27 protein-coding genes are annotated in these 24490 nt (G+C 44.1%); 14 read left to right on the top strand and 13 right to left on the bottom strand.

What is annotated here, in order from left to right; genetic code table 11:
* Window positions 1-5 precede the first annotated feature (5 nt).
* Window positions 6-1229, bottom strand: a complete 1224-nt coding sequence (gene lhgO / locus P0M28_RS15925; protein WP_302203437.1) for an L-2-hydroxyglutarate oxidase — start codon at window positions 1227-1229, stop codon at window positions 6-8.
* Window positions 1230-1567: 338 nt separating this feature from the next.
* On the opposite strand from lhgO, the gene P0M28_RS15920 reads away from it, so the two are divergent.
* From P0M28_RS15920 to P0M28_RS15875, 10 genes are all read left to right on the top strand, one after another.
* A complete protein-coding gene (locus P0M28_RS15920) occupies window positions 1568-3181 on the top strand; it encodes a SulP family inorganic anion transporter (RefSeq protein WP_302203436.1) in 1614 nt (537 codons plus the stop codon).
* Between the two features lie 75 nt (window positions 3182-3256).
* Window positions 3257-3718: a phage holin family protein gene (locus tag P0M28_RS15915; protein ID WP_302203435.1), complete on the top strand. Its 462-nt coding sequence runs from the start codon at window positions 3257-3259 to the stop codon at window positions 3716-3718.
* Window positions 3719-3969: 251 nt separating this feature from the next.
* Complete coding sequence (locus P0M28_RS15910) at window positions 3970-4845, top strand: hypothetical protein (protein ID WP_302203434.1); 876 nt, start codon at window positions 3970-3972, stop codon at window positions 4843-4845.
* A 159-nt stretch (window positions 4846-5004) separates the two neighbouring features.
* The gene (locus P0M28_RS15905) at window positions 5005-5370 is read left to right on the top strand and encodes a hypothetical protein (protein ID WP_302203433.1); all 366 of its coding nucleotides are present in this window, start codon (window positions 5005-5007) and stop codon (window positions 5368-5370) included.
* 166 nt (window positions 5371-5536) lie between these two features.
* Window positions 5537-5776, top strand: coding sequence for a DUF433 domain-containing protein (locus P0M28_RS15900; RefSeq protein ID WP_302203431.1), 240 nt, complete (start codon window positions 5537-5539; stop codon window positions 5774-5776).
* A complete protein-coding gene (locus tag P0M28_RS15895) occupies window positions 5773-6126 on the top strand; it encodes a DUF5615 family PIN-like protein (protein WP_302203429.1) in 354 nt (117 codons plus the stop codon). Before P0M28_RS15900 ends, P0M28_RS15895 begins: the two co-directional genes overlap by 4 nt.
* Before the next feature lie 52 nt (window positions 6127-6178).
* The gene (gene gldA / locus P0M28_RS15890; protein ID WP_302203428.1) at window positions 6179-7147 is read left to right on the top strand and encodes a gliding motility-associated ABC transporter ATP-binding subunit GldA; all 969 of its coding nucleotides are present in this window, start codon (window positions 6179-6181) and stop codon (window positions 7145-7147) included.
* A 4-nt stretch (window positions 7148-7151) separates the two neighbouring features.
* A complete protein-coding gene (gene gldF / locus P0M28_RS15885) occupies window positions 7152-7880 on the top strand; it encodes a gliding motility-associated ABC transporter permease subunit GldF (RefSeq protein WP_302203427.1) in 729 nt (242 codons plus the stop codon).
* A gap of 271 nt (window positions 7881-8151) precedes the next feature.
* The gene (gene gldG, locus P0M28_RS15880; protein WP_302203426.1) at window positions 8152-9852 is read left to right on the top strand and encodes a gliding motility-associated ABC transporter substrate-binding protein GldG; all 1701 of its coding nucleotides are present in this window, start codon (window positions 8152-8154) and stop codon (window positions 9850-9852) included.
* 41 nt (window positions 9853-9893) lie between these two features.
* A complete protein-coding gene (locus P0M28_RS15875) occupies window positions 9894-10241 on the top strand; it encodes a hypothetical protein (RefSeq protein WP_302203424.1) in 348 nt (115 codons plus the stop codon).
* A gap of 99 nt (window positions 10242-10340) precedes the next feature.
* On the opposite strand, the gene P0M28_RS15870 is transcribed toward P0M28_RS15875, so the two are convergent.
* Complete coding sequence (locus P0M28_RS15870) at window positions 10341-11027, bottom strand: potassium channel family protein (protein WP_302203422.1); 687 nt, start codon at window positions 11025-11027, stop codon at window positions 10341-10343.
* A gap of 2 nt (window positions 11028-11029) precedes the next feature.
* Window positions 11030-11566 (bottom strand): HEAT-like fold family protein, encoded by a 537-nt coding sequence (locus P0M28_RS15865; RefSeq protein ID WP_302203420.1) that lies wholly within the window; start codon window positions 11564-11566, stop codon window positions 11030-11032.
* 400 nt (window positions 11567-11966) lie between these two features.
* Between P0M28_RS15865 and P0M28_RS31100 the strand changes: the two genes are divergently transcribed.
* A complete protein-coding gene (locus P0M28_RS31100; RefSeq protein WP_367281864.1) occupies window positions 11967-12188 on the top strand; it encodes a hypothetical protein in 222 nt (73 codons plus the stop codon).
* 16 nt (window positions 12189-12204) lie between these two features.
* Here P0M28_RS31100 and P0M28_RS15855 read toward each other — a convergent pair whose 3' ends face one another.
* The 4 genes from P0M28_RS15855 to hisA all read right to left on the bottom strand — a co-directional run bounded on the left by P0M28_RS15855 (window position 12205) and on the right by hisA (window position 14861).
* The gene (locus P0M28_RS15855; protein WP_302203419.1) at window positions 12205-12927 is read right to left on the bottom strand and encodes a class I SAM-dependent methyltransferase; all 723 of its coding nucleotides are present in this window, start codon (window positions 12925-12927) and stop codon (window positions 12205-12207) included.
* 11 nt (window positions 12928-12938) lie between these two features.
* Entirely contained in the window at window positions 12939-13244 is a 306-nt protein-coding gene (gene hisE, locus P0M28_RS15850) for a phosphoribosyl-ATP diphosphatase (protein WP_436841320.1), read from the bottom strand.
* A 94-nt stretch (window positions 13245-13338) separates the two neighbouring features.
* Window positions 13339-14097: an imidazole glycerol phosphate synthase subunit HisF gene (gene hisF, locus P0M28_RS15845; protein ID WP_302203417.1), complete on the bottom strand. Its 759-nt coding sequence runs from the start codon at window positions 14095-14097 to the stop codon at window positions 13339-13341.
* 41 nt (window positions 14098-14138) lie between these two features.
* Window positions 14139-14861: a 1-(5-phosphoribosyl)-5-[(5-phosphoribosylamino)methylideneamino]imidazole-4-carboxamide isomerase gene (hisA, locus tag P0M28_RS15840; protein ID WP_302203415.1), complete on the bottom strand. Its 723-nt coding sequence runs from the start codon at window positions 14859-14861 to the stop codon at window positions 14139-14141.
* 184 nt (window positions 14862-15045) lie between these two features.
* Here hisA and P0M28_RS15835 point away from each other — a divergent pair, with 184 nt between their 5' ends.
* Entirely contained in the window at window positions 15046-16128 is a 1083-nt protein-coding gene (locus tag P0M28_RS15835; protein WP_302203413.1) for an ion channel, read from the top strand.
* 39 nt (window positions 16129-16167) lie between these two features.
* Window positions 16168-16752, top strand: a complete 585-nt coding sequence (locus P0M28_RS15830; RefSeq protein WP_302203411.1) for a Uma2 family endonuclease — start codon at window positions 16168-16170, stop codon at window positions 16750-16752.
* Here P0M28_RS15830 and hisH read toward each other — a convergent pair whose 3' ends face one another.
* On the bottom strand, window positions 16753-17334 hold the full coding sequence (gene hisH, locus P0M28_RS15825) for an imidazole glycerol phosphate synthase subunit HisH (protein ID WP_302203410.1): 582 nt from the start codon (window positions 17332-17334) through the stop codon (window positions 16753-16755). It abuts the gene before it with no gap.
* 123 nt (window positions 17335-17457) lie between these two features.
* Between hisH and P0M28_RS15820 the strand changes: the two genes are divergently transcribed.
* On the top strand, window positions 17458-18783 hold the full coding sequence (locus P0M28_RS15820) for a sulfatase family protein (RefSeq protein WP_302203409.1): 1326 nt from the start codon (window positions 17458-17460) through the stop codon (window positions 18781-18783).
* Between the two features lie 11 nt (window positions 18784-18794).
* Here the strand turns inward: P0M28_RS15820 and P0M28_RS15815 are convergent, their stop codons facing one another.
* The 5 genes from P0M28_RS15815 to P0M28_RS15795 all read right to left on the bottom strand — a co-directional run bounded on the left by P0M28_RS15815 (window position 18795) and on the right by P0M28_RS15795 (window position 24433).
* Window positions 18795-19592, bottom strand: coding sequence for a phenylalanine 4-monooxygenase (locus P0M28_RS15815; protein ID WP_302210905.1), 798 nt, complete (start codon window positions 19590-19592; stop codon window positions 18795-18797).
* 13 nt (window positions 19593-19605) lie between these two features.
* Window positions 19606-20535: a flavin reductase family protein gene (locus tag P0M28_RS15810; protein ID WP_302203407.1), complete on the bottom strand. Its 930-nt coding sequence runs from the start codon at window positions 20533-20535 to the stop codon at window positions 19606-19608.
* The gene (fahA, locus tag P0M28_RS15805; protein ID WP_302203406.1) at window positions 20532-21815 is read right to left on the bottom strand and encodes a fumarylacetoacetase; all 1284 of its coding nucleotides are present in this window, start codon (window positions 21813-21815) and stop codon (window positions 20532-20534) included. Before fahA ends, P0M28_RS15810 begins: the two co-directional genes overlap by 4 nt.
* A gap of 71 nt (window positions 21816-21886) precedes the next feature.
* Window positions 21887-23182 carry a Glu/Leu/Phe/Val dehydrogenase dimerization domain-containing protein gene (locus tag P0M28_RS15800; protein ID WP_302203405.1) on the bottom strand — a complete coding sequence of 432 codons (1296 nt, stop codon included), beginning with the start codon at window positions 23180-23182 and terminating at the stop codon, window positions 21887-21889.
* A 93-nt stretch (window positions 23183-23275) separates the two neighbouring features.
* Window positions 23276-24433, bottom strand: coding sequence for a homogentisate 1,2-dioxygenase (locus P0M28_RS15795; protein ID WP_302203403.1), 1158 nt, complete (start codon window positions 24431-24433; stop codon window positions 23276-23278).
* Window positions 24434-24490: the final 57 nt, after the last annotated feature.

Genomic DNA, 24490 nt, shown 5'->3' with positions numbered 1-24490 from the left:
ACTGCTTATGCTGAGAAGGCGGCTCTCTTCTGATTGAACCTTGGTAAAACTAATTCGGAAACGGTTTGACCAATAGAAAGAGAAGAAGTAGCAGCGGGCGACGGAGCATTGAGCACGTGTACGGCGTACTCATCTTCCATAATCTTAAAGTCATCGAGCAGTCCACCATTCCGGTCACATGCCTGTGCCCGTACCCCAGCTCCACCTGGAACCAGATCATCTTCTTGTACATCAGGAATCAGATGCTGTAATGCTTTAGTAAACGCTGATTTGGAAAACGAGCGGTACATTTCACCCAAACCGGTACGCCAGTATTTACGAGCCACTTTCTGAAAACCAGGCCAGGTAATTGTTTCGCTTAGCTCACCTACATGAACGTCAGATTTGGTGTACCCTTCGCGCCGGAAGGCTAATACTGCGTTGGGCCCCGCTTCTATTCCTCCGCCAATCATACGCGTGAAATGTACTCCCAAGAATGGAAACGCCGGATCAGGCACTGGATAGATCAGGTTTTTAACCAAGTACTGCTTCTCTTCTTTCAGCTCGTAGTATTCTCCTCGGAACGGAACAATTTTCACGTTGACATCAGGACGCATCATTTGCGCGACTTTATCGGAGTAAAGTCCCGCGCAGTTTACGATGACTCGGGCAGTAAACGTTCCGTGATTGGTAATAATTGTACTACCACTAATATGGGTTCTGATGTCTAGCACCTTACGATCCAGAAATAGCAATCCGTCCTGCTTTTGCATCAGTTCAGCATATTTCTGGCAGACAGCTGTGTAGTCAATAATGCCAGTTTGGGGTACAAAAATGGCTTCTAACCCATTTATGTGAGGTTCGTACTCAGCTATTTCTTCTTTTGCTAAACGCTTTAATCCCGTTAGTCCATTAGCAGCACCGCGTTCCTGAATTTTGTCTAGCTGAGGCAACTCCGACGGTCGGGTGGCTACAATCACTTTACCACAGCATTCATGAGGGACTTCATGCTGCTGGCAGAAGTCGAGTAGCATTTGATAACCCCGAATACAATTGGTAGCCTTCAAACTACCGGGCTTGTAATAAACTCCCGAGTGAATGACTCCGCTATTATGACCAGTTTGGTGAGCGGCTACTTTGGTTTCCTTATCGAGCACCGCCAGTTTTAGCTGAGGACGCTTCTCCTTTAGCTTGAGGGCAGTCGCTAATCCTACGATTCCGCCTCCAATAATAACAATATCGTACTCCACACCTGTTTTTATTATATGTTTTGCTGAGCTAAGATACAGTAGGCAAGCGCAAAACCAAAGGAAGAGCAGCACTTACCGTAGAAGTACTACTTTGCCAAGTAGCAATAGCACTCTATTGAATTAATTGATTTCTCACTTCTAATTACTGTGTTACTTTTTGTATTTTAGCAAAGAGTTGATCGTTATTTTCATAAGCTCTACTCTTCACTTTATAGATAACTACCAGTTCGTGCATACGAATGGTTAAAGCGAATGAGCTAGGCTAAAATATCTTAGCCGATCGTGGCTGGCAAGTTTCAGTTGGTAATATTATCTAGTAAGCACAAGACCTTATACACATGAAACCTAACTATAATTTCGCTCAGCACCTGAGGGAAGACATACCCGCTTCATTAGTCGTTTTCTTGGTTGCCCTTCCTCTTTGTTTGGGAATTGCCCTTGCTTCGGGAGCACCTCTGCTCTCAGGCTTGGTAACCGGTATCATTGGTGGTTTGGTGGTGGGCTTGCTGAGTGGTTCTAATTTGGCAGTGAGTGGGCCGGCTGCTGGACTCACGGTGATCGTACTGGATGGTATTGAGGCTATCGGCTCATTTGAAGGTTTTTTATGTGCAGTAATATTGGCGGGGGCTATTCAGGTAGCATTAGGAATGGTAAAGGCGGGGGTAATTGGTCACTACTTCCCTTCGGCCGTAATTCGGGGAATGCTGGCCGCTATTGGGCTTATTCTTATTCTCAAGCAAATTCCACATTTCCTGGGAATTGATCAAGATTTTTTCGGCGACATTGCTTTCTTTCAAGCAGATGGGAGGAATACGTTTTCAGAAATCGGTTATGCGTTCAGTCACCTCCGATGGGGGGCACTGCTGGTTGGCAGCGTATCGTTAGGAGCAATTATTCTCTGGAAGCAACCGTTTATCAAAAAATCCCCTCTTGCTATTGCTCCTGGCGCACTGGTGGCCGTACTCCTGGGGGTATTGGTTAATCAGCTACTGGTTACCTTTGCCCCTAACTTGGCTATTCAAGCGGAGCACTTAGTGCAGTTGCCTGTCATTAGAGGCATAAATGATATTCAGCAGGAACTAGACTTTCCTGATTTTTCTCAGATGTTTCAACTAACTACGGTTCGCACGGCCATTACCATTGCGATTATTGCTAGTGTTGAGACCTTGCTGAGCATTGAAGCTACCGACAAACTTGATCCCGAGAAGCATCGCACTCCCCTTAACCGGGAGTTACGCGCGCAGGGAATTGGAAATATGATTGCAGGTTTGATTGGAGGAATTCCAATGACGGCAGTTATCGTTCGGAGTACGGCAAATATTAGTGCGGGGGGCAAAACCAAGATGGCCGCCTTCTTTCACGGAATATTACTGATCTCTTGTACACTGCTTATTCCCAATATCCTGAACATGATTCCGTTAGCTGCCTTAGCGGCAGTACTATTAAATGTGGGCTATAAATTAACCAAGCCTATTCTGTACAAAAAGCAGTGGAATTTGGGCTACGATCAGTTTATCCCATTCATTGTTACCATATTGGCTATTCTATTCACCGATTTGCTAGTTGGAATTGCCATCGGTATGGCGGTTGGTTTTTACTACATTCTTCGGGCTAACTATAGCACGCCTTTTTCGTTTATTACTCAGGACAAAGATACGCACAACCACTACGAAATTCATCTGAGCGAGCACGTATCTTTTTTGAACAAGGCCAGCCTAGCTAAGGCACTGGATCAACTGCCCCCCGGATCGGTAGTAGAAATCTACGGTGATAATACGAAGTATGTTGACTACGACGTGATTGAAGCTATTTACGAATACCAGCATATTGCAGAAGAACGAAACGTGACTGTATCGTTAATCAATATGCCGTTGGAGGGGGTACACGGAATGCTGGTGAATAAGGAAGTACAACCGCTGTCTGAAGCAGTTGCAGCTGGTCATTCTTACTAAGGGTCTTTTTCGCTGAAGGGTAATACGCGACAAATCATCTGATTGCACTATTTTTTTACTTAACCCATCTTGATTATGAAAATTCCGAAGGCAATTGCCAAATACATTGATGTGGTCAATCATCCGGGCTACTATATTCGCGTTGAAGTAGAGCGTATGAAAGCCAATGCCCAGGAGAAAATGACCGAAGTCATCTCCAAGCTGATTATCCTGGCAGCTATCGCACTACTAGCTTTGTTCGTATTAGTTTTTCTTAGCATTACTGCCGGACTGTTGATTAATGATGCTCTGAATAGTGCTTATTTGGGATTCCTGATTGTTACCGGATTTTATGCGCTAGTATTGACTATTTTGCTGTTGGTGAAAGATAGTCTCGAGAAGCAACTGCTGCAAATGGCTAAAAAATCAGTAGTGGTTCCAGTGAAAAATCCTCAGCAGATTATCCAGGGCGAAAATAAGCAACCTTCACCTGATCAAACATCACCCGAATCACACCAAGAGATTAAGAGCAACGGTCACGCTACCGCCGAACACTAACCAGAGGTAATAAATACCCGCATTTTCGTTTGTAATTCCGTAAGGGAGTACTCAATTTGAGCGGAAAATTGAGATAGAGGGAGAAGCATGTCTTGCTAGTTGATAATTGACAGGGGATAATGATAATCATAGATAGTGCTATGATTGGTACAAGAAATTATCTGAGAATGGCATGTCTAAAGGGGATAAACCTCTTTGGCATAGCAGGTATATGCGCTATAAGTAGCGTATATACATTAGTTGTATGCTATATGAAAAAAATAGAAGCAAATTTTTTTAACGACTGGATCGAAATATTGAAAAACGATTTATTAAATCGCGGATATACGATTAATGATGATTGGGATAATCATAAAGTAAGCAATTACTATTTCAATTTAGTGAGGAGATTAATTGAACCAAAAAAACGGAATGTTCTAAGGTCAAATGTTTTCACCTGCCCAACAGAGCATCAAAATGGATTAAATTTGATTGTCTGTAAGATTGAGAGTGGAATCGATTTAACACCTCACCTAAGTAAATCGATAAGAAATTTAATTTATGATGATGACCTTTTGAATGACTGGGGAATATACCATCTACATCTTGGGACAGAGTTAGAAGATCAATCGGAGTTTATAAAAAGAACGGGCCCATTATTATATGTTCGGTTTGATAATGATAATGCATATTTAATAAATGTTTTTAACCATCAAAGTTGGACTAAGCTAGATATAATTCGAATAATCCATAATAATTGGCCAGATTCAATAGAGCCATATAGATTAACTGATGTCATAGGTTTAGAATATCCGCCAACAGACCACGACATTAAAGAATTACGAAATGCACATATAAATTCTTTAGTTGAGCTTGATCAAGGTATTGTTTATATTCCTTTAGGTGGTGGACTTGCTTCATCCGGATTTAGCAATGAAGCGGTTGGGATAACCCGTAGATATCAAAAGCTTATAAATAAAATAGAAAGTCACTTAAAAGAAAATATTGATTCAATAATTGAAAAAAACAATTTGACACAGTTTAAGGATCTAGACGAACTAGATTTCAAGATGCAAGTCTTCAATAATAAATTTTACGCAATTGAATCTCAGACTCGAGTTGCAATAAATTATGGAGAAATGATATAATACAGTATACAACACCATACAGCAACTACCCCTGTTTGTACAGTATTAGAAAACTAGTTGCTCCAATGAGCATCATGGATTAACGAAAGATAAGGAGCAAACATTACCGGGGCATCTGCTGCATTTATCGTTGTACGCAAGGCAAAAACCTTAACGAGAATGAAATATACTTTTCTACCGCTTTTATTTGTATTCCTTTGGTCATGTAGTTCACTTAATAGGTACTATCTATACGATGAAGGGACTAATAAAACTTTTTTAACCGAAACAATTTCAGATCTTTCAAAAGATGGTAAAATCTCAAAAAAGCCAATACTTGTAATTGACGGCATCGAGTACATAAAACCAAGGAATATAGATTTGGTAGGATTAAAACTTACTAAGAAAGAAATAAAGGAAATCGAATTACTTAAAGAAGATGCCGCTCTTAGAATATTTGGAAATTCTGGAAAACGAGGGGTACTGGTGATTACAACAAAAAAGGGATCAAAAGAGGAAAATCATAAAGATAGTAAAAAAATATAAAGCCCAGCAGCCAGCAATAGCGAGCACGCAGGGCCGCTTTAGATCATCACGCAAACCTAAGCCCCACATGCTAGCCAGACTGTTACTAACAGGCAAAATAACCAGTCGTGCAACGAATAACAAGTGTATTCAATGCTTAATATGCGACGAATAAAGATTACATACTATGGAAGGAGAAAATTTGCTAAGCCGCATTACCATTAACGCTAATATTTGTCATGGTAAGCCAACTATAAGGGGGCTCCGCTACCCAGTAGAAAATATACTGGAATTGTTAGCTGCCGATATGACTCATGAAGAGATATTAGCTGACTACCCCGATTTGGTGAAAGAAGATTTACTGGCTTGTCTAGCCTATGCCGTTCAGGTAACGCAAACCAAGGCAGTTTATCCTCTGGCTTCATGAAGTTCATTATCGATGCACAGCTCCCAAAATTGCTAGCTGATTGGCTCAAAGAACGTGAGTTTGATGCAATACACACTTTGGAGTTGCCTGCAGCAAATCGCAGCGATGATAAAGAGATTATTACAATTGCCGATCAGGATGATAGAGTCGTTATCTCAAAAGACAGTGATTTTTTTGACGATCATATCTTGACTGGAAAACCTAAAAGGTTGTTAGTAATTAAGACAGGCAATATTAAGAATCGTGATCTGATTCGTCTTTTTGAAGGAAATATTAAGCGCATAGAAAGTCTATTTAAGCGATACGTTTTGATAGAAATGAACCGCTCAGAACTGATTGTTCACCGATGAAAAAGAGCCTAATGATAATACTGTATAGCGAGTCAATTAAACACTAAAACCCATGTCGCTCGTTGTTGAGAATTTGACAAAAACGTACGGTAAGCAGGTAGCAGTGAACCAAATATCGTTTTCCGCCCAACCCGGTGAGATCGTAGGGTTTTTGGGGCCAAACGGAGCGGGTAAGTCCACTACTATGAAAATTGCGACGGGCTACTTGCCGCCTACCCAAGGTTCGGTGCGTGTATGCGATCATGATGTAGAAGAAGATTCGGTAGCGGTGCGAAAGTGTTTGGGGTACTTACCCGAACACAATCCGCTGTATCTGGATATGTACGTGCATGAATATTTGCAATTTATTGGTTCACTGTACGGGATGCAAGGCGTAAACCTCTCGGATAGAGTAAAAGAAGTAGTTAGTTTGTGCGGTCTGGAACCTGAGCAGCGAAAAAAGATTAGTGCCCTTTCCAAAGGTTACCGTCAGCGAGTGGGATTGGCGCAGGCGTTGATTCATAATCCTTCGGTACTCATTTTGGATGAGCCCACCACCGGGCTAGACCCCAATCAGCTTTCGGAAATTCGAACACTGATAAAAGAAATCAGCCAGGAGAAAACGGTTATTTTTTCTACCCATATCATGCAAGAAGTGCAAGCCCTCTGCGACCGGGTAATCATCATCAACCGGGGCAACCTGGTAATTGACCGTCCGCTGGATGAATTACAATCGGAAGGGCAAGATGATTTGGGGGAATTGCAGCGAGTAGAAGTTAGTTTTCTGCAACCCGTAGATGAGGCGCAATTGCAGAACTTAGCAGGAATTATCAAGGTAGAAAAAAAATATCAATCCACTTATGAACTAGCCGCTCCGCTGGATCAGGAAGATATTCGTCCGGCTATTTTCCGATTTGCCTGCGAAAACCAGCACGTACTAATCGGCATGAAGCCAATTATGGAAGAGAATAAGCGAAATGCCGGAGCTTCTTTGGAAGAAATTTTCCGTAGCTTAACCACCACCAAAGTAAATCCATCGTAACACTATGCTGGCTATTTACCGCAAAGAAGTCAACAGCTACCTTAACTCACTGATTGCCTACGTGGTAATTGCGGTATTCCTGACCGGAACGGGACTGCTTATGTGGGTCTTTCCAGATACTAGCGTGCTGGCTTACGGCTTTGCCGATCTTTCTACCTTGTTTTCGTTAGGGCCTTACGTCTTTATGTTCTTAATCCCGGCCATTACCATGCGTAGTTTCGCCGAAGAACGGAAAGCCGGTACCATGGAGCTGATCCTTACCCAACCCGTCACCGATTGGCAACTGGTATTGGGTAAGTACTTCGCGTCCTGGACGGTGGTGGTGCTAGCGGTGCTACCTACGTTGATTTACTACTTTTCGGTTTATCTACTAGGTAACCCGATAGGTAATCTGGATTCGGCCGGAATCTTTGGTTCTTACATTGGCATTACCTTGCTAGGAGGAGTTTTTACGGCAATTGGTACACTAGCATCGTCGCTTACTGAGAATCAGGTGATTGCCTTTATTCTAGCAGTGTTTTTCTGCTTCTTTTTATACACCGGATTTAGTTCACTGGCAGGTTTAGAATTTTGGGGCGACTCAGCACTGGTAGTAGAAAAGTTTGGAATTTTGCATCACTACGATGCCATGAGCCGAGGGCTGATAGACTCCCGAAATCTACTGTACTTCGTTACCATAACTACGCTAATGTTGCTACTTACGCAATTGGTACTAAACAGCCGGAAATGGTAAAACCAATAGATAATGGAAAGTTGATAATTGATAGTGAAAAGTGATTAATGAGTAATGACTGATGATTAATTGAGAACAAATAATGGAAGGTTAGAAATTGAAAGACAAAAACTGAGGAATCAGGGCTTCTATTCACTTTTTCGGTCTTCAGGGGCTGTTCCACAGGGGCTGTTCCACAGGGGCTGTTCCACAGCGGCTGGCCTCCGGTCTCCAACACCTAATCCCTAACTTCCAAAACCCAATAGCAATCAGCAATTGAACAATTGAACCATTGAGTAATCGAACAGTACAACGTGAGCGGAAAGTTTTTTGGCGGGATATTTCCCGACTGGGTATTGGCGTGGCGGCATTATTTTTTCTAAATGTGCTGGCGCAAAGTTATTTTTTTCAGCTTGATCTTACTGAGGAGAAGCGTTACAGTTTGTCTGATCCTACCAAAAATCTACTGCAAAACTTAGAGCAGAGTGTAGAAGTCACGGTCTATCTGGAAGGTAAACTACCCCCTGATTTTCAGCGATTGCAACGTAGCATTGAAGAAACGCTGGATAATTTTCAGTCCTACAGCGGAAGTAATCTACGCTACCGCTTCGTCGATCCTCTAACGGCAGTAAGTGCCGAGCAGCGTAACGATTTTTTCTTCCGGTTGGATAGTATGGGAGTTGAGATTACGCGGGTATTTGACGAAGAGAATGGAAATCGTATTCAGCGGTTGATTGTGCCGGGAGCGGTTATTCGTTCGGGAGGGCGTGAGACAGCAGCAATATTGCTGAAAGGCGATAAGGGGGCTTCGGCTCAGCAGCAACTTAACCAATCCATTGAAGGGGTAGAGTACGAGTTAGCCTCGGCTATTCAGCGGGTGACAACCGCTCGGCGTAAGCAGGTAGCTATTATGCGGGGGCACGACGAACTGCCTTCGGTGGAGATGGGTAGCCTGATTGACGAACTATCAAAAACCTACGATGTGTACGAACTTTTTCTTCCTCAGTCCGAAGAAATCGCCCCGGTAGATGCCGTGATTGTGGCTAAGCCCCAGCAAGCGTTTAGTCGCGAAGATCAATATAAATTAGACCAGTATATTATGCGCGGGGGCAACGTTCTGTTCTTTTTAGATGCTTTGCAAATTGATATGGATAGCCTGAGTTCTAACGGAGCGTTTGCATTTCCGATTGATACCGGGCTAGATGATCTGCTGTTTCGTTATGGGCTGCGAGTGAATCCTACGTTGATTCAGAGTATTGAATCGGGACAGTATCCGATTGTGGTGGGTAATCTAGGCGATCAACCGCAGGTTCGTCTGCTGCCCTGGCCATTTTTTCCGATAGCTAACAATTACGCAGCGCATCCCATAGTTCGTAACTTAGATGCCGTTCAGTTTCGCTTCGTCAACTCTATTGATACAATTGCCGCGCCGGGTATAACCAAAACTCCGTTAGTATATACATCTCAGTATTCGCGGGTACTGAGCACACCCATTGTGGTTGATTTGAATGAGCTACGGCAGGCTCCCGAACCAGAGCGTTACCAAGCTGGCTCTCAAGCGACAGCGTATTTGCTGGAAGGGAAGTACACTTCAGTATTCCGCAATCGCGTCCTCCCTAGTGAACTAAATACTCAAGATTTTCGCGACGAAAGTGTGTCGACTAAACTTCTGGTAGTTTCTGATGGGGATTTGGTTCGCAACGAACTTGATCCGCAAAATAACCGTCCGCTACCGTTGGGCTTTGATCCGTTTACCGAGCGAACCTTTGCCAATCAGGATTTTATGCTGAACGCTCTGGCGTATATGGTTGATGATAATGGATTGATTCAGTCCCGCGCTAATGAAGTGAGGCTTCGTCCGCTAGACTCGGTGAAAGTTAAAGACGAAGCCGTTCGCTGGCAGATTATTAACTTGGTGCTACCGCTAGTACTCATCAGCGTATTCGGCGTGGTGAAATTTTATCTGCGCCGACGGCGTTACACCCGTTTTTAAGTTGGCAATAATCAGACCTCTGTGAATAGAATAGGTAAAATATGATTACAGCCTCTCTACTGCTGAACATTATTGTGCTAGTACCAGTCTGCTTCGGATTAAGTATCAATTCTGAAAGAATGGAAAAGACAGCAGGAGTTTTTACTCCCGCCCGGGGTATCTTACTATCTATTTACCTTACCATTGCGATTGCCTCATTAGCGTTGCTATTTATTGAAGAGGTTAAATTTGTATTCGCACTATTATCTCTTCAGGTCGTATACAAAATAATGACTCCTATAACGGTTAAAACCCTTAAAAATCCGATTGTTATTAGCAACTTGCTCATAGCAGCTTTTCATCTTGTAACCATCTTTAAAATCTCTCGAGCCGGAGTACTAGAGATTTGAAAAACGAGTATTAGCATACCGTTTCAAGTTACTACCATTAGCTTAGGTTCTATAGGCTGCAAAGAAGGTAGGAATCGCTGTATCAGTGCAAACGGTCTATTATTTATCCGATGAGGATTTATAAACACTGACCAGTCGTCCGAGGATAATAGCAATGTAAAGCAGCCCAGTCATGGACTCTATGGCTGCTAAGGACTGTGCCCAAGGTGAAACTGGAGCAATATCACCGTAGCCAAGTGTCGTCAAGGTAGAATAACTAAAGTATACGATCCGCTGCCAGGGTAGAGGACTTTCCAGTGGACCTGATACAAAAAACGCTTCTGGATCAAGGGTATGAATAATCATATACAAAGCGGTAAACAAGTTGCCTAAGATGATGTAAATGGTACAGGCAGCGTACAGCACATCCCGGTTCATAGAATCGGTAGCGAAAATAAAATCGATAAGTACCAATATAATCATTCCCTGAAAGAGAAACAGCATAGCGTAAGAAAGTAGCGTGAGCCACACTACCTGCCCGCCGGTAAGCTGCCAGGGAATGCCCGCTACTAACGTGAGTACTGCCAGAGTGATCGCCGCAATTCTACGCCCCCGGCTTACGCTCGCCAGATATACTCCACTAGCTAGCAACCCACAGTACAGAGAGAAGTAAACAACGTTGTGGGTAGTACTGTACAATGAAATGGGGTAGGTCAGCTGGAGTAGCATCATGGCTAACAGCACGTAGATCACCCGTCCTTTTACTCGCTCAATAGCTTCTTGTTCAACTTGAGGGCGGTGTAGCATAGCTAAAAATAGAGAAGTTGGTTAAGTTTTTTAGCCCGATTCGCTACCGATTTTCGTTCGTCTTTGCTTAAGTGATCTAGATGAGGTTTTAGCCAAGCTTTGAGGTCAGTATTTTCCTCAGCCCACTCCGCCAGGGTTTGCATCGTATGATTGAGTACAATCCAGTCGTTGTAATATGTTAGATTGTGCTTAAGCACATCGGTAGCTTTTCGCTGTTGTTCGGGAGTTAAATTGGGCTGAAGTTGCTGCATAAGTTGTGCTAATGTCCACTGAGCCGAAGCTTGCTTAATGCTGGCTACCTCGGTCAAGAGGCGATCAATGTAAGGTACTAGCCAGCCGGGTTGCTGCTGGCAAATTCGCTTCATAGCATTGGAAGTGCGAAGTCGCACCACTTCATCATTACTAAAGTAGCATTGGTATAAACTCCCCAATAGCTCGGGATCAGCCAGTACTTCATCAACTACTTCTATCGTATTTCCCAAGGAATTTGGGTGACCGCCACTGAGCCTTTTTTCAAATGAACTATCTTGTTCCGCCATAGATATAGATTAGCTTATTGCGGTAAAAGTTTCAATATTCAATTAGGGTAGTGTATAGCATAGGTTTTTATGCTTAGTAGACTATGTTATCTTCATTTCATCAAGAGCTCTTACATCTTGGCAACCTTTACTAAAATCAGGGCAGAAGTAAGGATATTAATTTTCATCAAACAATGATATTAAAAGTACATAATTCTGACTGGCGCACTACATTTATACCAGACATAACAGCAGTTTACTTTGTACAAACTTCTCGCTATTTCATATAATTTGGCAATGCATAGCTTATGTATCTACCAAAGGGGTTGCGACGGTTGATAAGTTCATAGAGAATAGTGAGCATGTTTTAGAAGAAATAAAAAAACATCATACTGAAAAGATTATCTCAGATAATCGTGATATGAAGGCTATTACTAAAGAGCATCAAAAGTATATTACTGAGAAATGGATTGTAGGAGCGATTCAAAGTAGGATAACTAAAATCGCTTCAGTGATGCCGAAAGATGTATTTGGCCAAATGGGATCAAATGCGGTTAATCAAACCATTGAAAGCCAACAAATAGGTACGCTAGAAATGGCTACCTTTGATAGTATAGAGGATGCTGAAAAATGGATACAGTAAATTCAGCTTAGCCGATTTATTTGTTAGCAATTATGGTCTGCATTCTGTCTACGGGACGGTTGAAAATAACTTTCATTCCGGTTTGCTCGATCATATTGACAATATCCTGCGCGGATAGCCTCACTTTTTCGTAGGTGCTGACTTTCTGATTCCAAGTTTCGTTCTCTTTTTCGTAAAGAAGATCGGTAACTTTGACTTTATCGGGTGTATACTCGAGAATACAGGTGAGTATTTGGTTTTCGTCACTTTTCACGGAAATGAATCGTTGCTGGTCGGTTAATTCAGCGGAGTAGTCTCTAAATGACAAAATTAATTTTCCATTTTTAGTTAATATTGATTCGCAATCGAGTAATAATTTTTCTACGGCTGGTTTATCAGGTAAATGGGTGATAGTGTCGCCGCAACAAACAATAAGCTCAGGCTGAAGGCTCTCGAAATCTTTTACATCACGGACATCAGCTTGTACTGTATTAATAGCATTGCTTTCATCGTTGGATGTTAATTCCGATAATAACTGCTGATTGAAATCAACGGCCGTTACGTTGAATCCTAAATTACTAAGGGCAATTGCTTGAACTCCAGTTCCAGCTCCCAAATCAATGGCTACTTTAGTACTGGTCGGATAAATTTCATTCTCTATGATAAACTTCTCGAGGTCTGCTCTCTTCTGATCGAAGTTGCCAATCATCCAAGAGTAAAAGCTGGCCAAGTGATTTTCGTAGTGTTCTTTAGCGTTCATCGGTTTTTTAGTTATTGATGTCGCCTTTCCAGTACCTCAATTATCTCTTCTAAACTCATACCCTTTGCTTCCAGTAGAATCATCAAGTGAAAGAGTAAATCCGCGGCTTCGTTTTTAAACAGCTCGTCGTCATTATCTTTTGCCTCAATAACTAGTTCTACAGCTTCCTCGCCCACCTTTTGGGCTACTTTGTTCATCCCTTTGCGGAACAGACGGGCTACGTAAGAGTCTAGCTTTTCCTCGTCACCCTGAGCCATTTGGTGACGTTGCTTAATAATTCCGGTAAGTTGCTGGAGAAATTCTAGGTTAGAGATCATATCATTATGGTGCGAGGTGTTAGAGTATTATGGTTCTGTTGGCGGTTTAATATTGGCTATGTAGTATGAAGATATAGCACTGAGTACTATAACACTAACTCATTCGCATTGGAATATCTTTATCGTGTAAGTACTGCTTGAGCTCAGGAATGGGAATTTCGCGGAAGTGAAAGATGCTGGCGGCTAAGGCAGCGTCGGCATTTCCTTCGGTAAACGTATCGTAGAAATGCTCTTTTGCTCCCGCCCCACCCGAAGCAATAATCGGAATAGATAATTCTTCTGACATTCGGGCGACTAACTCATTGGCGAAACCTTGCTTAGTGCCATCGTGATCCATTGAGGTAAGCAGAATCTCACCCGCACCTCGATCCTGCACTTCCTTAGCCCAAGCGAAGGTTTCTAACTCGGTAGGGGTGCGACCGCCGTGGGTGTGTACAATGTGGTTACCATCTACGTAGCGCGTATCAATTGCCACCACAATGCACTGGCTACCGTAGTTAGCCGAAAGTTCGTTGATTAATTCCGGTCGCCGTACTGCCGCCGAGTTAATAGATACTTTATCAGCACCGGCGTAGAGCAGTGCTTCTACGTCTTCTTTGGTACTGATTCCACCGCCTACCGTAAATGGAATATTCACCTGCTGGGCTACGTGCGTAACTAGTTCGATCAAGGTTTTCCGTTTCTCGACGGTAGCCGTAATATCCAGAAAGACTAATTCATCCGCCCCTTCGTCAGCGTATATTTTAGCCAGCTCTACTGGGTCGCCCGCATCTCGTAGCTGGACAAAGTTAATTCCCTTGACAGTGCGTCCGTCTTTCACATCGAGGCAGGGTATGATTCGTTTGGTTAACATTATTTTTCAAATCTTATGGTCGAGACGCAAAATTTTGCGTCTCAACGGTATACAAACTCTTTCAATTCATTCAACTTAATCCTCCCTTCTAGCAGGGCCTTGCCGATGATGACTCCGTATAAATCCGCTTTTTTTAATCGATGCAAATCATCTATCGTCGTTACTCCACCACTGGCAATTAGTTTGAGTTGGGGTAATTCGCGCAGAATATCTTGGTAGAGCTTGAGCGATGGGCCTTGTAGTAGACCATCTTTCGCCACGTCGGTGCAGATAACGTACTCTATGCCTTTAGCGTGATAATGCTCGATAAAATCTAGCACCGCCCATTCGGTTTTCTCCTGCCAGCCGTGTACCGCAATTTTTCGGTCTTTAGCATCAGCACCCAGGATAATCTTCTCGTTACCGTGCTGCTCCAACCAGTTAAGGAACGTATCGGGTTGGCGAACCGCAATACTCCCTCCTGTTACTTGCTGTGCCCCAGCACTGAATACTCGTTGTAAATCCTCATCGGATTGTACCCCACCGCCAAAGTCAATACGAAGCTGCGTTTGGGAAGCGATGGTTTCCAATATATTCAGATTGATGACTTTCTTCTGCTTAGCCCCATCGAGGTCGACTAAATGTAGCCGACGAATACCGTGGCCTTCTAGCTGCTTCGCGACTTCCAGCGGAGATTGATCGTACTCCTTTTTCTGATCGTAGTCGCCCTGCGTAAGTCGCACACACTTACCTCCAATAATATCAATAGCGGGAATAATTTCCATGGGACAAAGATAGGATAATACTAATTGAAAGTTGATAATGGGTGAAATATCAGGGTAATGATCTTTCTTGCGACCAGAGTTTGATATGGCTGGGATAGATGGCTTTGTATCAAAAAAAGTAAACCAATCAAAGTTCGCTAAAAATAGTTACACCAGCGTAAGCTAACCAAAACCTATTCAGTCTATGATATATCGCATGGTGCAGTGCCAAATTATGTATTTATTGATTTTACTAAGCCTACAACTTTCCGCTCAGCCTACTCCGGCCGACTCTACGGTTGTTGAAAATTGGCAAGTGGGTTTGTACGAATTTCCACCCTATATGATGAAGAATGACGATGGGGAGTGGAAAGGGATCAGCGTAGAACTTTGGCAGGATTTAGCTGATTCGGTAGGAATTGCGTATCAGTTTCAAGAAGTAAGTCAGGGTGAGATAAAAGATCAGTTAGAAAGTGGGCGATTAAATGCCACTTTGCTGCTTCCAGTACAAGCAGGCTTGCCTAGCGTTACATTTTCGCACATTTATCACATAACCTTCTTGGGAGTAGCCACGGTTCAAACTCAAAGTCTATTTAGTATTGCCCAAGGGTTGTTTACCATGCGGTTTCTTCGGATTGTCATTACGCTATCTATTTTGCTGCTAATTGTAGGCACCATTGTTTGGCTGATTGAGCGAAAATCTAACGATGACAGTTTTGGCGGAGAACGCAGCATCGCGCAGGGAATTGGTTCCGGTTTTTGGTGGGCAGGAGTGACGATGACCACCATTGGTTACGGTGATAAGGCTCCGGTTACCTTTTGGGGTAGGGCAGTAGCACTGCTTTGGATGCTAATTGCGATGGCGGTTACCGCCAGTTTAACGGCTGCCCTGGTTTCGGCAGTAGGTGGTGGTACAGCCGAAGCCATTGAAGCACCCAATGGGTTGCGAAAAAAGGAGGTAGGAACCGTAGCTGATTCTCCTTTTGGCGGGTATCTCGATGAAGAAAACATCAAATACGAAGAATTTTCTTCCGTTGAGGAAGGGCTGAAAGCGGTAGGGCAACAGGAACTCAAAATCTTTGCCCACAGTACCGCCACTATGCGCTACTGGGTCAATGAAACTAGTAATATTACGGTACAAGTGAAAAATACTGAAACCCTACCGCAACGGTATGCTATCGCTTACGCTACCAATAACCGCACAACTACTTGTTTGGATAGCACCCTAATCAAGATTATTAATCAGCCCAACTGGCAGCAACGCATCAACCGCTATATGCCGAAATAATAAAGAATTCTTAGTACATTTAAGTAAAATAAACACTGTATGTCGGTAGCTATCAAAAAGAAGAAAACACAGGGAAGATTACAGAAATCTGACAACAGATTAATCTCTCTGGAAGCCTTTAAGAAGCAGTACCTAGAAAAAACCCGCTATAAGTATGAATGGAAAGACGGAAAGGTAGAAAAAGATGAATTTATGAAAGTCGGCGAGCGATATATTATTGATAACATTATTACCAAGTTTAATACGCTTTCTGTCTATCAACAAGGCAATCGCATTATGGCTGAGGCCGATTGTTACTTTAGCGAGCTTAAAGCCTACCGTCGACCTGATGCTGCCTACTTTACAAAACAGCAGGTTCGTCACCCGGAAGAAGCTCCCGATGCCCCCGCTTTAGTAATTGAGGTGGTCTCACCTTCCAATACTGATCTACAGAATAAGCTAAAGATGCAGGAGTACCTAGACGCCGGAGTGCAAATGGTATGGTTTATCTACCCTAACGTAGAGCAGGTTTGGTCGCATACTTCACCCACCGATGTGAAAGTGTATCAGCAAGATGATAAGTGTGATGCGAGTTCAGTTGTAAAAGGTTTTCAAATCTCAGCGAAGGAAGTTTTCAAGCGGTAGCTACAAAGCCAAGAAGTTCTTCAGAATAAATTCTCCATCCTTACCACTTTTCTCTAAGTGGGGCTGTATGGCATAGAAGTTATCTTTTTCCAACGCTACACTGTAGGGTAAGATATACTCATTGGTAGCCGTAGTAAACTCGCTTAGTTCGGCGTAGTAGCTGTGGACGTAGTACAAATAGGCATCAGATCGCAAACCCTGACAAAGTGTTCCCCCGTCTACTTTTACATCGTTCCATCCCATATGAGGGACTTTTTGGTTAGGCGGAAATCGTTTTACATCGACATCGAAAATTCCTAGGCATTCGGCATCACCTTCTTCTGAATAGCGACACATGAGCTGTAAGCCCACGCAGATACCCAATACGGGTTGAGTTAAGTTTTTGATTACTTCGTCTAAGCCTTTATCTCGTAAATAGCGCATCGCCGAACTGGCCTCTCCCTGACCAGGAAAAATCACTTTATCGGCTTGTCGAATTTCTTCAGGCGTATCAGTCAGTAATGGTTCAATGCCCAACCGCTGAAGGGCATAGATGACCGAATAAATATTTCCAGCATTGTATTTAATAACTGCAACACTCATAGTTTTACGAAATCAAACCGCAAAGTAGAAAAGAATTACCGATAATGAGAAAGAAAAAAGTTTTTTGCTTACTCCGCTGTTTAGGTATTATCTTGATGAAATGACAACCGACCACTACTTCATATGACTAACCCTTTTGCTTTCTCTGTTAAGCTGATCCTATCAACGCTGCTTATTCTTTTCGCACTTACTGGCTATAGCCAACAACCCAATGTGGTTCTGATTATGGCAGATGATATGGGCTATGAATGCTTAAGTACTTACGGCAGCACTTCCTATCAAACCCCAGTGCTGGACTCACTAGCAGCGAGCGGAATTCAGTTTGCCCATTGTATTTCTCAACCGCTGTGCACGCCCTCACGGGTGAAGATTATGACGGGCTTGTACAATTATCGTAACTACGAGTACTTCGGCTACCTCAACGAGAATCAATATACGTTTGGTAACTTGATGCGCGAGGCGGGCTACCAAACCTGTATCGCCGGAAAGTGGCAGCTTAATGGCCTAGCGTACACAGATGAGATTTCTAGTTGGAATGACGATACTCGCCCTAAGCAGTTTGGCTTTGATGAGTACTGTCTGTGGCAACTGACTAAAGGCAGGGGCGAAGGTGAACGTTTTGCTAATCCGTTGATTGAGCAAAATGGAAAGGTGCTAGAACGAAACGAAGACGATTATGGTCCAGACATCTTTGCCGACTACATTCTGGATTTTATTGAGCGGAAAAAAGACCAACCGTTCTTTGTGTATTATCCGATGGTGTTGGTTCATGAACCCTTTGTGCCCACTCCTGATTCTGAGGAATGGGCGGATAAAGACCGGCGATACGAAAACGATACCGCCTACTTTAAAGATATGGTTGCTTACGCTGATAAAATTGTAGGTAGAATTGCTGATAAGCTTCAGAAATCAGGTTTAGACGAAAACACGCTGTTAATATTTACCGGAGATAACGGCACTCATCCCTCGGTTACTTCTCACACCAAGCAAGGAACTGTTCAAGGGGCAAAAGGTAATACCACTAGTGCCGGAACCCACGTCCCGCTGATTGCCTACTGGCCTGCTATGATTAGCGAAGGAAGGCAACATCCGGGTTTAGTAGAATTCAGCGATTTCTTTCCAACTTTAGCGCACTTGGTAGATAAACCTATTCAATCAGATGGTAAAAGCCTGTATTCTCTACTGACTAATACCGACTACCAGTCTCGGGAAACCGCTTTTGTCCACTACGATCCTCGGTGGGGCAATAACGTAAATCAGTACCGTGACCAGTTTGTGCAGACAGTAGATTATAAGCTCTATCAGGATGGACGATTTTTTAATATTGCTAATGACTTGCTCGAGAAAAATCCACTCAATGAAGCCTCGCTCACCCAAACCGAGAGAAAAATTCACACTCGTTTGGTGCAAGAAATGAAGAACCACCCAGATTGGAAACCCGCGGAGTAGTTTCCCACTATTTACACGCTTGTTTCAAAGTCTGCTTCGGGCTGATCGGCGTGAGTTTGCAAGTACTCTTCAATCTGATCGGTCGAGTGAAATAGCTGCTCGTAGGAGTTGATGATGAAGTACTGCTTCTGGAAGACATCTTTGCGATAAGCCATTCCCATAACATGAGCTACATCGTAGGGATAATGGGTAGCCTCCTCGCTCAAACTATACCTGGTTTCTCCGGCAGAGGAAAGAATACCCGCTCCGTAGATGCGTAGATTGCCATTTTCTTCAATCAGCCCAAACTCCACCGTAAACCAGTAGATACGCGAAATCAGATGGATCGCCCAAGGATTATCAATGTAACGCAGGGCAATTTTACTCAACTCCTGAAGGTAATCTACAAACGGCTGATTGGCCAGCAACGGCACATGCCCAAATACATCGTGAAACATATCGGGTTCTTCCAGATAATCAAGCTGACTCAGTTTCCGCAGCCAGGTAGAAGATGGGAATTTACGGTTAGATAACAACTGAAAAAACTTATCATCGTCAATTAATCCCGGCACCACATGGATGCTCCAGCCAGTAATTTTCTGTAGCTCTCGATTGGTCTCCTCAAAATTAGGAATCTTGTCAGCTGTAAAATTGATTTTCTGCAAGCCGTCCAGATACGCCTGAGAGGCTGCGTCGGGCAGGTTTACAATTTGCCGCTCGTACAGCAGCTTCCACACTTTAAAATCCTCTTCGGTGTACTTATTATATTCTTGTTGCATCATGGGTATAATGTTTAATGTTGTACGGAGACCGGAAACCGGAAATCGTATTTCAGCTATTAATTTAATTCTTCGGACTCCGGTCTTCGGTTTCCCCCTTTTCGTTGCTCATTAGTAAAGCTGCCCAGGCTTTGTCAGTTTCACCTCGAGCTAGATAGTTCTTGGCGGCCCAATGCATAATTTCCGGTGAGTATGAGGCATCTTGTTCGTAACGCATTAGCGCAGCCTGAATAGTGCTTTCGTTGCGGTATCGTTGCACCAGATCGCCGTTGGGAATTTGAGGTACATTAGCCAGTTTCGCTAAGTCACTGCCCGAAAGTACCGTACTGGTGCGGATGGCTTCGGGTAGCTGGTCTACGCCAATGCCTTTTTCCCGCGCCGGACGGAGCGTCTCGAAGATAGCATTGCCACTCGCCCGGCAGTAGGCACTACCTCCCATTCTTCCCACAGCATCCAGCTGAAACGGGTCGATAGCTCCGTCTTCGCCCAAAATATCTTCGTTAACGTGAACCAGCAGCACCTCACAAATCACGATATTTCCGGCTCCACCGCCTTCGCCTAATGGTAAAACCTGCGTGACTTTACACTCAAACGCTACCGGTGATTCGGCTACGTAGGGAGGCCTAACCGCCTCCGATGGTGCTTCGGTAAGGCCCGCTTTGGTAAATTCGTTGACCCCTTTTTCATAGGCAGTACTAGTAAGCGACATCTGCTCTACCAAAGCGTGGTTCACGATATTGATGGTTACTTCGGGATATTCCCGCACATTGTCCAGCGTGTTTTTAGTATTTCCGTTTCGTACACTGTTCACGGGGGCAAAGATCAGCACGGGTGGTTTGGAGCTTACCGCGTTGAAGAAACTGTAGGGGCTTAGGTTTACTTTGCCTTCCGCACTCATTGAGCTAACGAAGGCGATAGGGCGTGGAACCACCGCACTAATCATGTAGCGATAAAAATCCTGGGTGCTTACTTCGCTTGGACGGATGATTTTCATAGACTTGGTAAAATTTTAGTACGCACCTCTCCGAACCCCACTCGGATGCCTTCTTTTCTGGCACAACCCCGTAAGGTAACTGTATCCCCGTCTTCCAGATAGGTGCGTGTTTGGTTTGCATTTATTTTTAACGGACGTTCGCCGTTCCAGCTCAGTTCGAGCAAACTTCCATAACTACCAGGTTCATTTCCACTAATCGTTCCCGATGCCAGTAAGTCGCCAATCCGTAGATTACAACCATTGACTGTATGGTGAGCCAACATCTGACCTACACCCCAGTACATGTTTTTGAAGTTGGTTTGACTAACGATTGTTTCACTTTCTCCTTCGGGTTGAATAGCTACCTCTAGATTAATATTGAAGTTTCGTTTGCCAGAAGTTTGTAGATACGGTAGTGGCTTCGGTTGCTGCTCCGCCCCTTCAACTCGGAAGGGTTCTAATGCTTCTAGCGGTACTACCCACGGCGAAATTGAGGAGGCAAAATTCTTCCCCAAAAAAGGACCTAATGGCACATATTCCCAGCGTTGAATATCCCGGGCTGACCAGTCGTTAAATAGTACGAAGCCAAAAATGTAATCTTCCGCTTCTTCTGGTCGCAGGGATATTCCCAGTTCAGAATTTTTTCCAATCACGGCAGCCATTTCTAATTCAAAATCGAGTGCCTGCGTTGCACCAAACATCGGCTGATCTGCACCTTGCAGCATGATCTGTCCCTTCGGACGGCGAATATCGGTGTCGGAAACTACGATGGATGAAGCCCGACCGTGGTAGGCAATCGGCATGTGTTTCCAGTTAGGCATCAGGGCATTTTCTTTGCCTCGGAACATGGTGCCTACGTTAGTGGCGTGCGTTTCACTAGCGTAGAAATCAGTGTAGTCACCAATCTCAAGTGGCAGATGCATTTTTGCCTCCGATTGAGCTACAAAACATTCATTTCTCAAATGCTGAAGGGGTGAATCAGTTTGCGTAAGCCAATCCGTAAGGCGTTTTCGTACTGCTTGCCAAGTTGGTTTTCCTAACCGGACAAAAGCATTCAGTGAGGGCTGCTCTAGTACTTCCGGCTCAATAGATAAACTCTGAAAGTGACCTCGCATTGCTACCGCTGCCAAATCAATAATCTGATCCCCAATGGCTACTCCCACTCGGGGGCGTCGCGACGGAGTAGAGAATATTCCGTAGGGTAAATTGTGAATACCAAAGTCACTTTCAGGCGATATGTCTAGCCAGGTGTTCAATTTTTCATTTTTATCATTTGCCAGAGGAGGTACGAATTCCGGCATCTCCTACTTAAAATGCGGAAGATATCGGCAGTCGCCACTGCGGAACCAGTCTGGTAATTACACAACTCTTTTTAATACGCTCCAACATTAGCTCCTTCAGAAGTGAGATGGCTAAGCGGTGATTCTAATGACTTCTCTTTTCCTAGTAATTCTTGTAAAGCAATTTCAAAGGCGGTTTTTGCCAGACTCTTCGAGTCAGGATTCTTCTCATACACCTTATCCAACGCCTTACGAATAGTATCTGATACATCCTGAAGAATAGCTTCGTCGGTAAGCTCGTTCTTGGTTTCCATCAGGTAAGCAAATACCCGGGCCATACCGCAATTGGCAATAAAATCCGGAATTAACGCCACTCGCTCATCGGTATAAGCCGCAATGGAGCCGAAGAAGATTTGCGGGTCTTGAAACGGCACATTTGCTCCGCTGGCAATTACTTCCAGACTATTCTCAGTCATTTGTTCCACCTGCTCTTGAGTTACCAAGCGGGAAGCGGCGGCTGGAATGAAAATTTCCGCTCCAGTGCTCCAAACTCGATCATTCATCTCCTCAAACGAGAGCATATTATCGGCGTGCAATGCATTCTGAACCCGATTCAGAAAAAGCTGCTTCACTTCATCGTAGGTAAAACCGTCCGGATTGATGAGTCCGCCCGCTCGGTCAATAATTCCGACGATTTTTACTCCACTTTTAGCCAGGTAGTAACCAGCGGCACTACCTACATTACCCCAACCCTGAATGATAGCACGTTTGCCTTCGGCGCTACCGTCCCATAAATCATAGTAGTGCAGTACCGACTGGGCGACGCCATAACCCGTTACCATATCAGCGACGGTATACTTTTGTTCAATAGACGGCGTATAATGCGGATCTTCCAGCTTTTTAATCACGCCCTGCCGGAGTTGACCAAGTTGTTTGATTTTCTGGGGGTCAGAGGATTGATAATGGCCAGTCACAATACCCTCCTGCGGATGCCACAACCCGTAGCTCTCAGTAATCGGAATCACATCGTGAATTTCGTCTACGTTCAAATCTCCTCCGGTACCGTAGTAGTTCTTTAACAAAGGGGTAACTGCTTTGTACCAACGTTCCAGCACTCCTCGTTTACGAGGGTCGTTCGGGTCAAAGTTGATTCCTGACTTCGCTCCGCCAATGGCTGGCCCCGACACGGTGAACTTAATTTCCATGGTCTTGGCGAGCGATTCTACCTCGTGTCGGTCTAACCCTTTTCGCATCCGGGTTCCACCTCCGGCGGCTCCGCCTCGTAAGGAGTTGATGACTACCCAGCCCTCCGCCTCAGTTTCAGGATCACTCCACTCAAAAACCACTTCCGGTTTCTTCTCTTCAAATTCTTTTAACAGATCATTCATTTTTCTAACGTTTAGTCTACGGTCTACAGACCACAGTTTTCTCATACGTAGTTCTTGTTTTCTGTGGACAGTCGACTATGGACTGTGGACTAATCAAACTTTCCACGAATAAATGTACTCTTGGTCTTCTATCTCCAGGGCTTGTTTAGTCAATTTTAGCGGATGAAAGGTATCGACCATCACCGCCAACTCTTCGGTGCCTTTTTTGCCAATGGATGCTTCGGCGGTGCCGGGATGAGGGCCGTGGGGCATTCCTCCGGGGTGCAGCGTGAACGACGCGCGTTCTACTCCCTTCCGGCTCATAAAGTTGCCTTCGGCGTAGAATAGCACTTCGTCCGAATCAATATTAGAGTGGCTGTAGGGAGCTGGAATAGATCGGGGGTGGTAGTCAAACAGTCGAGGGACAAAGGAACAAACCACAAAGTTGTGTCCTTCAAACATCTGATGTACCGGAGGTGGCTGATGGATACGCCCAGTAATCGGCTCAAAATCATGGATGGAAATGGCGTAAGGATACATATAGCCATCCCAACCTACCACATCAAATGGGTGATGGGTGTAAGTAAAGCTTTGTAACTGATTGTGCTTGGCAATCTTGACTTCAAACCCGCCCGCTTCGTCTTTAGCTTCAATAAATTCCGGGGTTTTCAAGTCGCGCTCACAAAACGGACTATGCTCTAGCAATTGCCCGAACTGATTGCGGTATTTTCGAGGAAACTTTATCTCCGAATAGCTTTCAATCACCAGAAAGCGACAAGGCTCATCCAGATTGATATTCCACTGATGAGTGATGGTGCGGGGTACGTGTACGTAATCGCCCTGCGTAAATTTCACACTCCCCAATGGACTAAGCAGTTCGCCCTCACCGTCATGTACGTACACCAGTTCATCGGCTGAAGCATTGCGATAAAAACAGCGCATGTTTTCGGTGGGCTGGCAAATCGCCAGACACACATCATTATTACCCATCACGTACTGCCGACCACTCAGCCAATCGCCCTTCGGCTGGATATTTTTGCCCAACAAGTGGCGATGCTGCATATTTTTTTCATCAGCATAGTCAATACCAAAACTTACTGGTTCTCCTACTTTATCAATAGACGTAGGTGGATTGATATGATAGGCAATAGATGAAATGCCACTAAAACCTTCGGCACCAATCACCTCTTCATAGTATAAAGAACCATCCGGCTGCCGAAATTGAGTATGTCGCTTGGGCGGAATATCTCCGCGTTGAATATAATATGCCATATTTTTTCAATTAACAATGTGCATTTAGCAATGAACAATTATTTTGTTTTGTGTTTT

This window comes from Tunicatimonas pelagia, from assembly GCF_030506325.1.
GTDB lineage: Bacteria > Bacteroidota > Bacteroidia > Cytophagales > Cyclobacteriaceae > Tunicatimonas > Tunicatimonas pelagia.
This window is presented reverse-complemented; position numbering and strand designations above follow the sequence as displayed.

Coding starts and splice junctions, on each gene's coding strand:
- P0M28_RS15875 (WP_302203424.1), top strand. CDS start 9,894: ATGATTACAGCCTCTCTACTGCTGAACATTATTGTGCTAGTACCAGTC.
- P0M28_RS15835 (WP_302203413.1), top strand. CDS start 15,046: ATGATATATCGCATGGTGCAGTGCCAAATTATGTATTTATTGATTTTA.
- hisA (WP_302203415.1), bottom strand. CDS start 14,861: ATGGAAATTATTCCCGCTATTGATATTATTGGAGGTAAGTGTGTGCGA.
- gldA (WP_302203428.1), top strand. CDS start 6,179: ATGTCGCTCGTTGTTGAGAATTTGACAAAAACGTACGGTAAGCAGGTA.
- P0M28_RS15900 (WP_302203431.1), top strand. CDS start 5,537: ATGGAAGGAGAAAATTTGCTAAGCCGCATTACCATTAACGCTAATATT.
- P0M28_RS15865 (WP_302203420.1), bottom strand. CDS start 11,566: ATGGCGGAACAAGATAGTTCATTTGAAAAAAGGCTCAGTGGCGGTCAC.
- hisH (WP_302203410.1), bottom strand. CDS start 17,334: ATGAGTGTTGCAGTTATTAAATACAATGCTGGAAATATTTATTCGGTC.
- P0M28_RS15870 (WP_302203422.1), bottom strand. CDS start 11,027: ATGCTACACCGCCCTCAAGTTGAACAAGAAGCTATTGAGCGAGTAAAA.
- P0M28_RS15895 (WP_302203429.1), top strand. CDS start 5,773: ATGAAGTTCATTATCGATGCACAGCTCCCAAAATTGCTAGCTGATTGG.
- P0M28_RS15910 (WP_302203434.1), top strand. CDS start 3,970: ATGAAAAAAATAGAAGCAAATTTTTTTAACGACTGGATCGAAATATTG.
- P0M28_RS15810 (WP_302203407.1), bottom strand. CDS start 20,535: ATGAAAATCATCCGTCCAAGCGAAGTAAGCACCCAGGATTTTTATCGC.
- P0M28_RS15915 (WP_302203435.1), top strand. CDS start 3,257: ATGAAAATTCCGAAGGCAATTGCCAAATACATTGATGTGGTCAATCAT.
- P0M28_RS15855 (WP_302203419.1), bottom strand. CDS start 12,927: ATGAACGCTAAAGAACACTACGAAAATCACTTGGCCAGCTTTTACTCT.
- hisF (WP_302203417.1), bottom strand. CDS start 14,097: ATGTTAACCAAACGAATCATACCCTGCCTCGATGTGAAAGACGGACGC.
- P0M28_RS15920 (WP_302203436.1), top strand. CDS start 1,568: ATGAAACCTAACTATAATTTCGCTCAGCACCTGAGGGAAGACATACCC.
- P0M28_RS15905 (WP_302203433.1), top strand. CDS start 5,005: ATGAAATATACTTTTCTACCGCTTTTATTTGTATTCCTTTGGTCATGT.
- P0M28_RS15830 (WP_302203411.1), top strand. CDS start 16,168: ATGTCGGTAGCTATCAAAAAGAAGAAAACACAGGGAAGATTACAGAAA.
- gldF (WP_302203427.1), top strand. CDS start 7,152: ATGCTGGCTATTTACCGCAAAGAAGTCAACAGCTACCTTAACTCACTG.
- P0M28_RS15820 (WP_302203409.1), top strand. CDS start 17,458: ATGACTAACCCTTTTGCTTTCTCTGTTAAGCTGATCCTATCAACGCTG.
- P0M28_RS15800 (WP_302203405.1), bottom strand. CDS start 23,182: ATGAATGATCTGTTAAAAGAATTTGAAGAGAAGAAACCGGAAGTGGTT.
- hisE (WP_436841320.1), bottom strand. CDS start 13,244: ATGATCTCTAACCTAGAATTTCTCCAGCAACTTACCGGAATTATTAAG.
- P0M28_RS31100 (WP_367281864.1), top strand. CDS start 11,967: ATGAAGGCTATTACTAAAGAGCATCAAAAGTATATTACTGAGAAATGG.
- P0M28_RS15795 (WP_302203403.1), bottom strand. CDS start 24,433: ATGGCATATTATATTCAACGCGGAGATATTCCGCCCAAGCGACATACT.
- fahA (WP_302203406.1), bottom strand. CDS start 21,815: ATGCCGGAATTCGTACCTCCTCTGGCAAATGATAAAAATGAAAAATTG.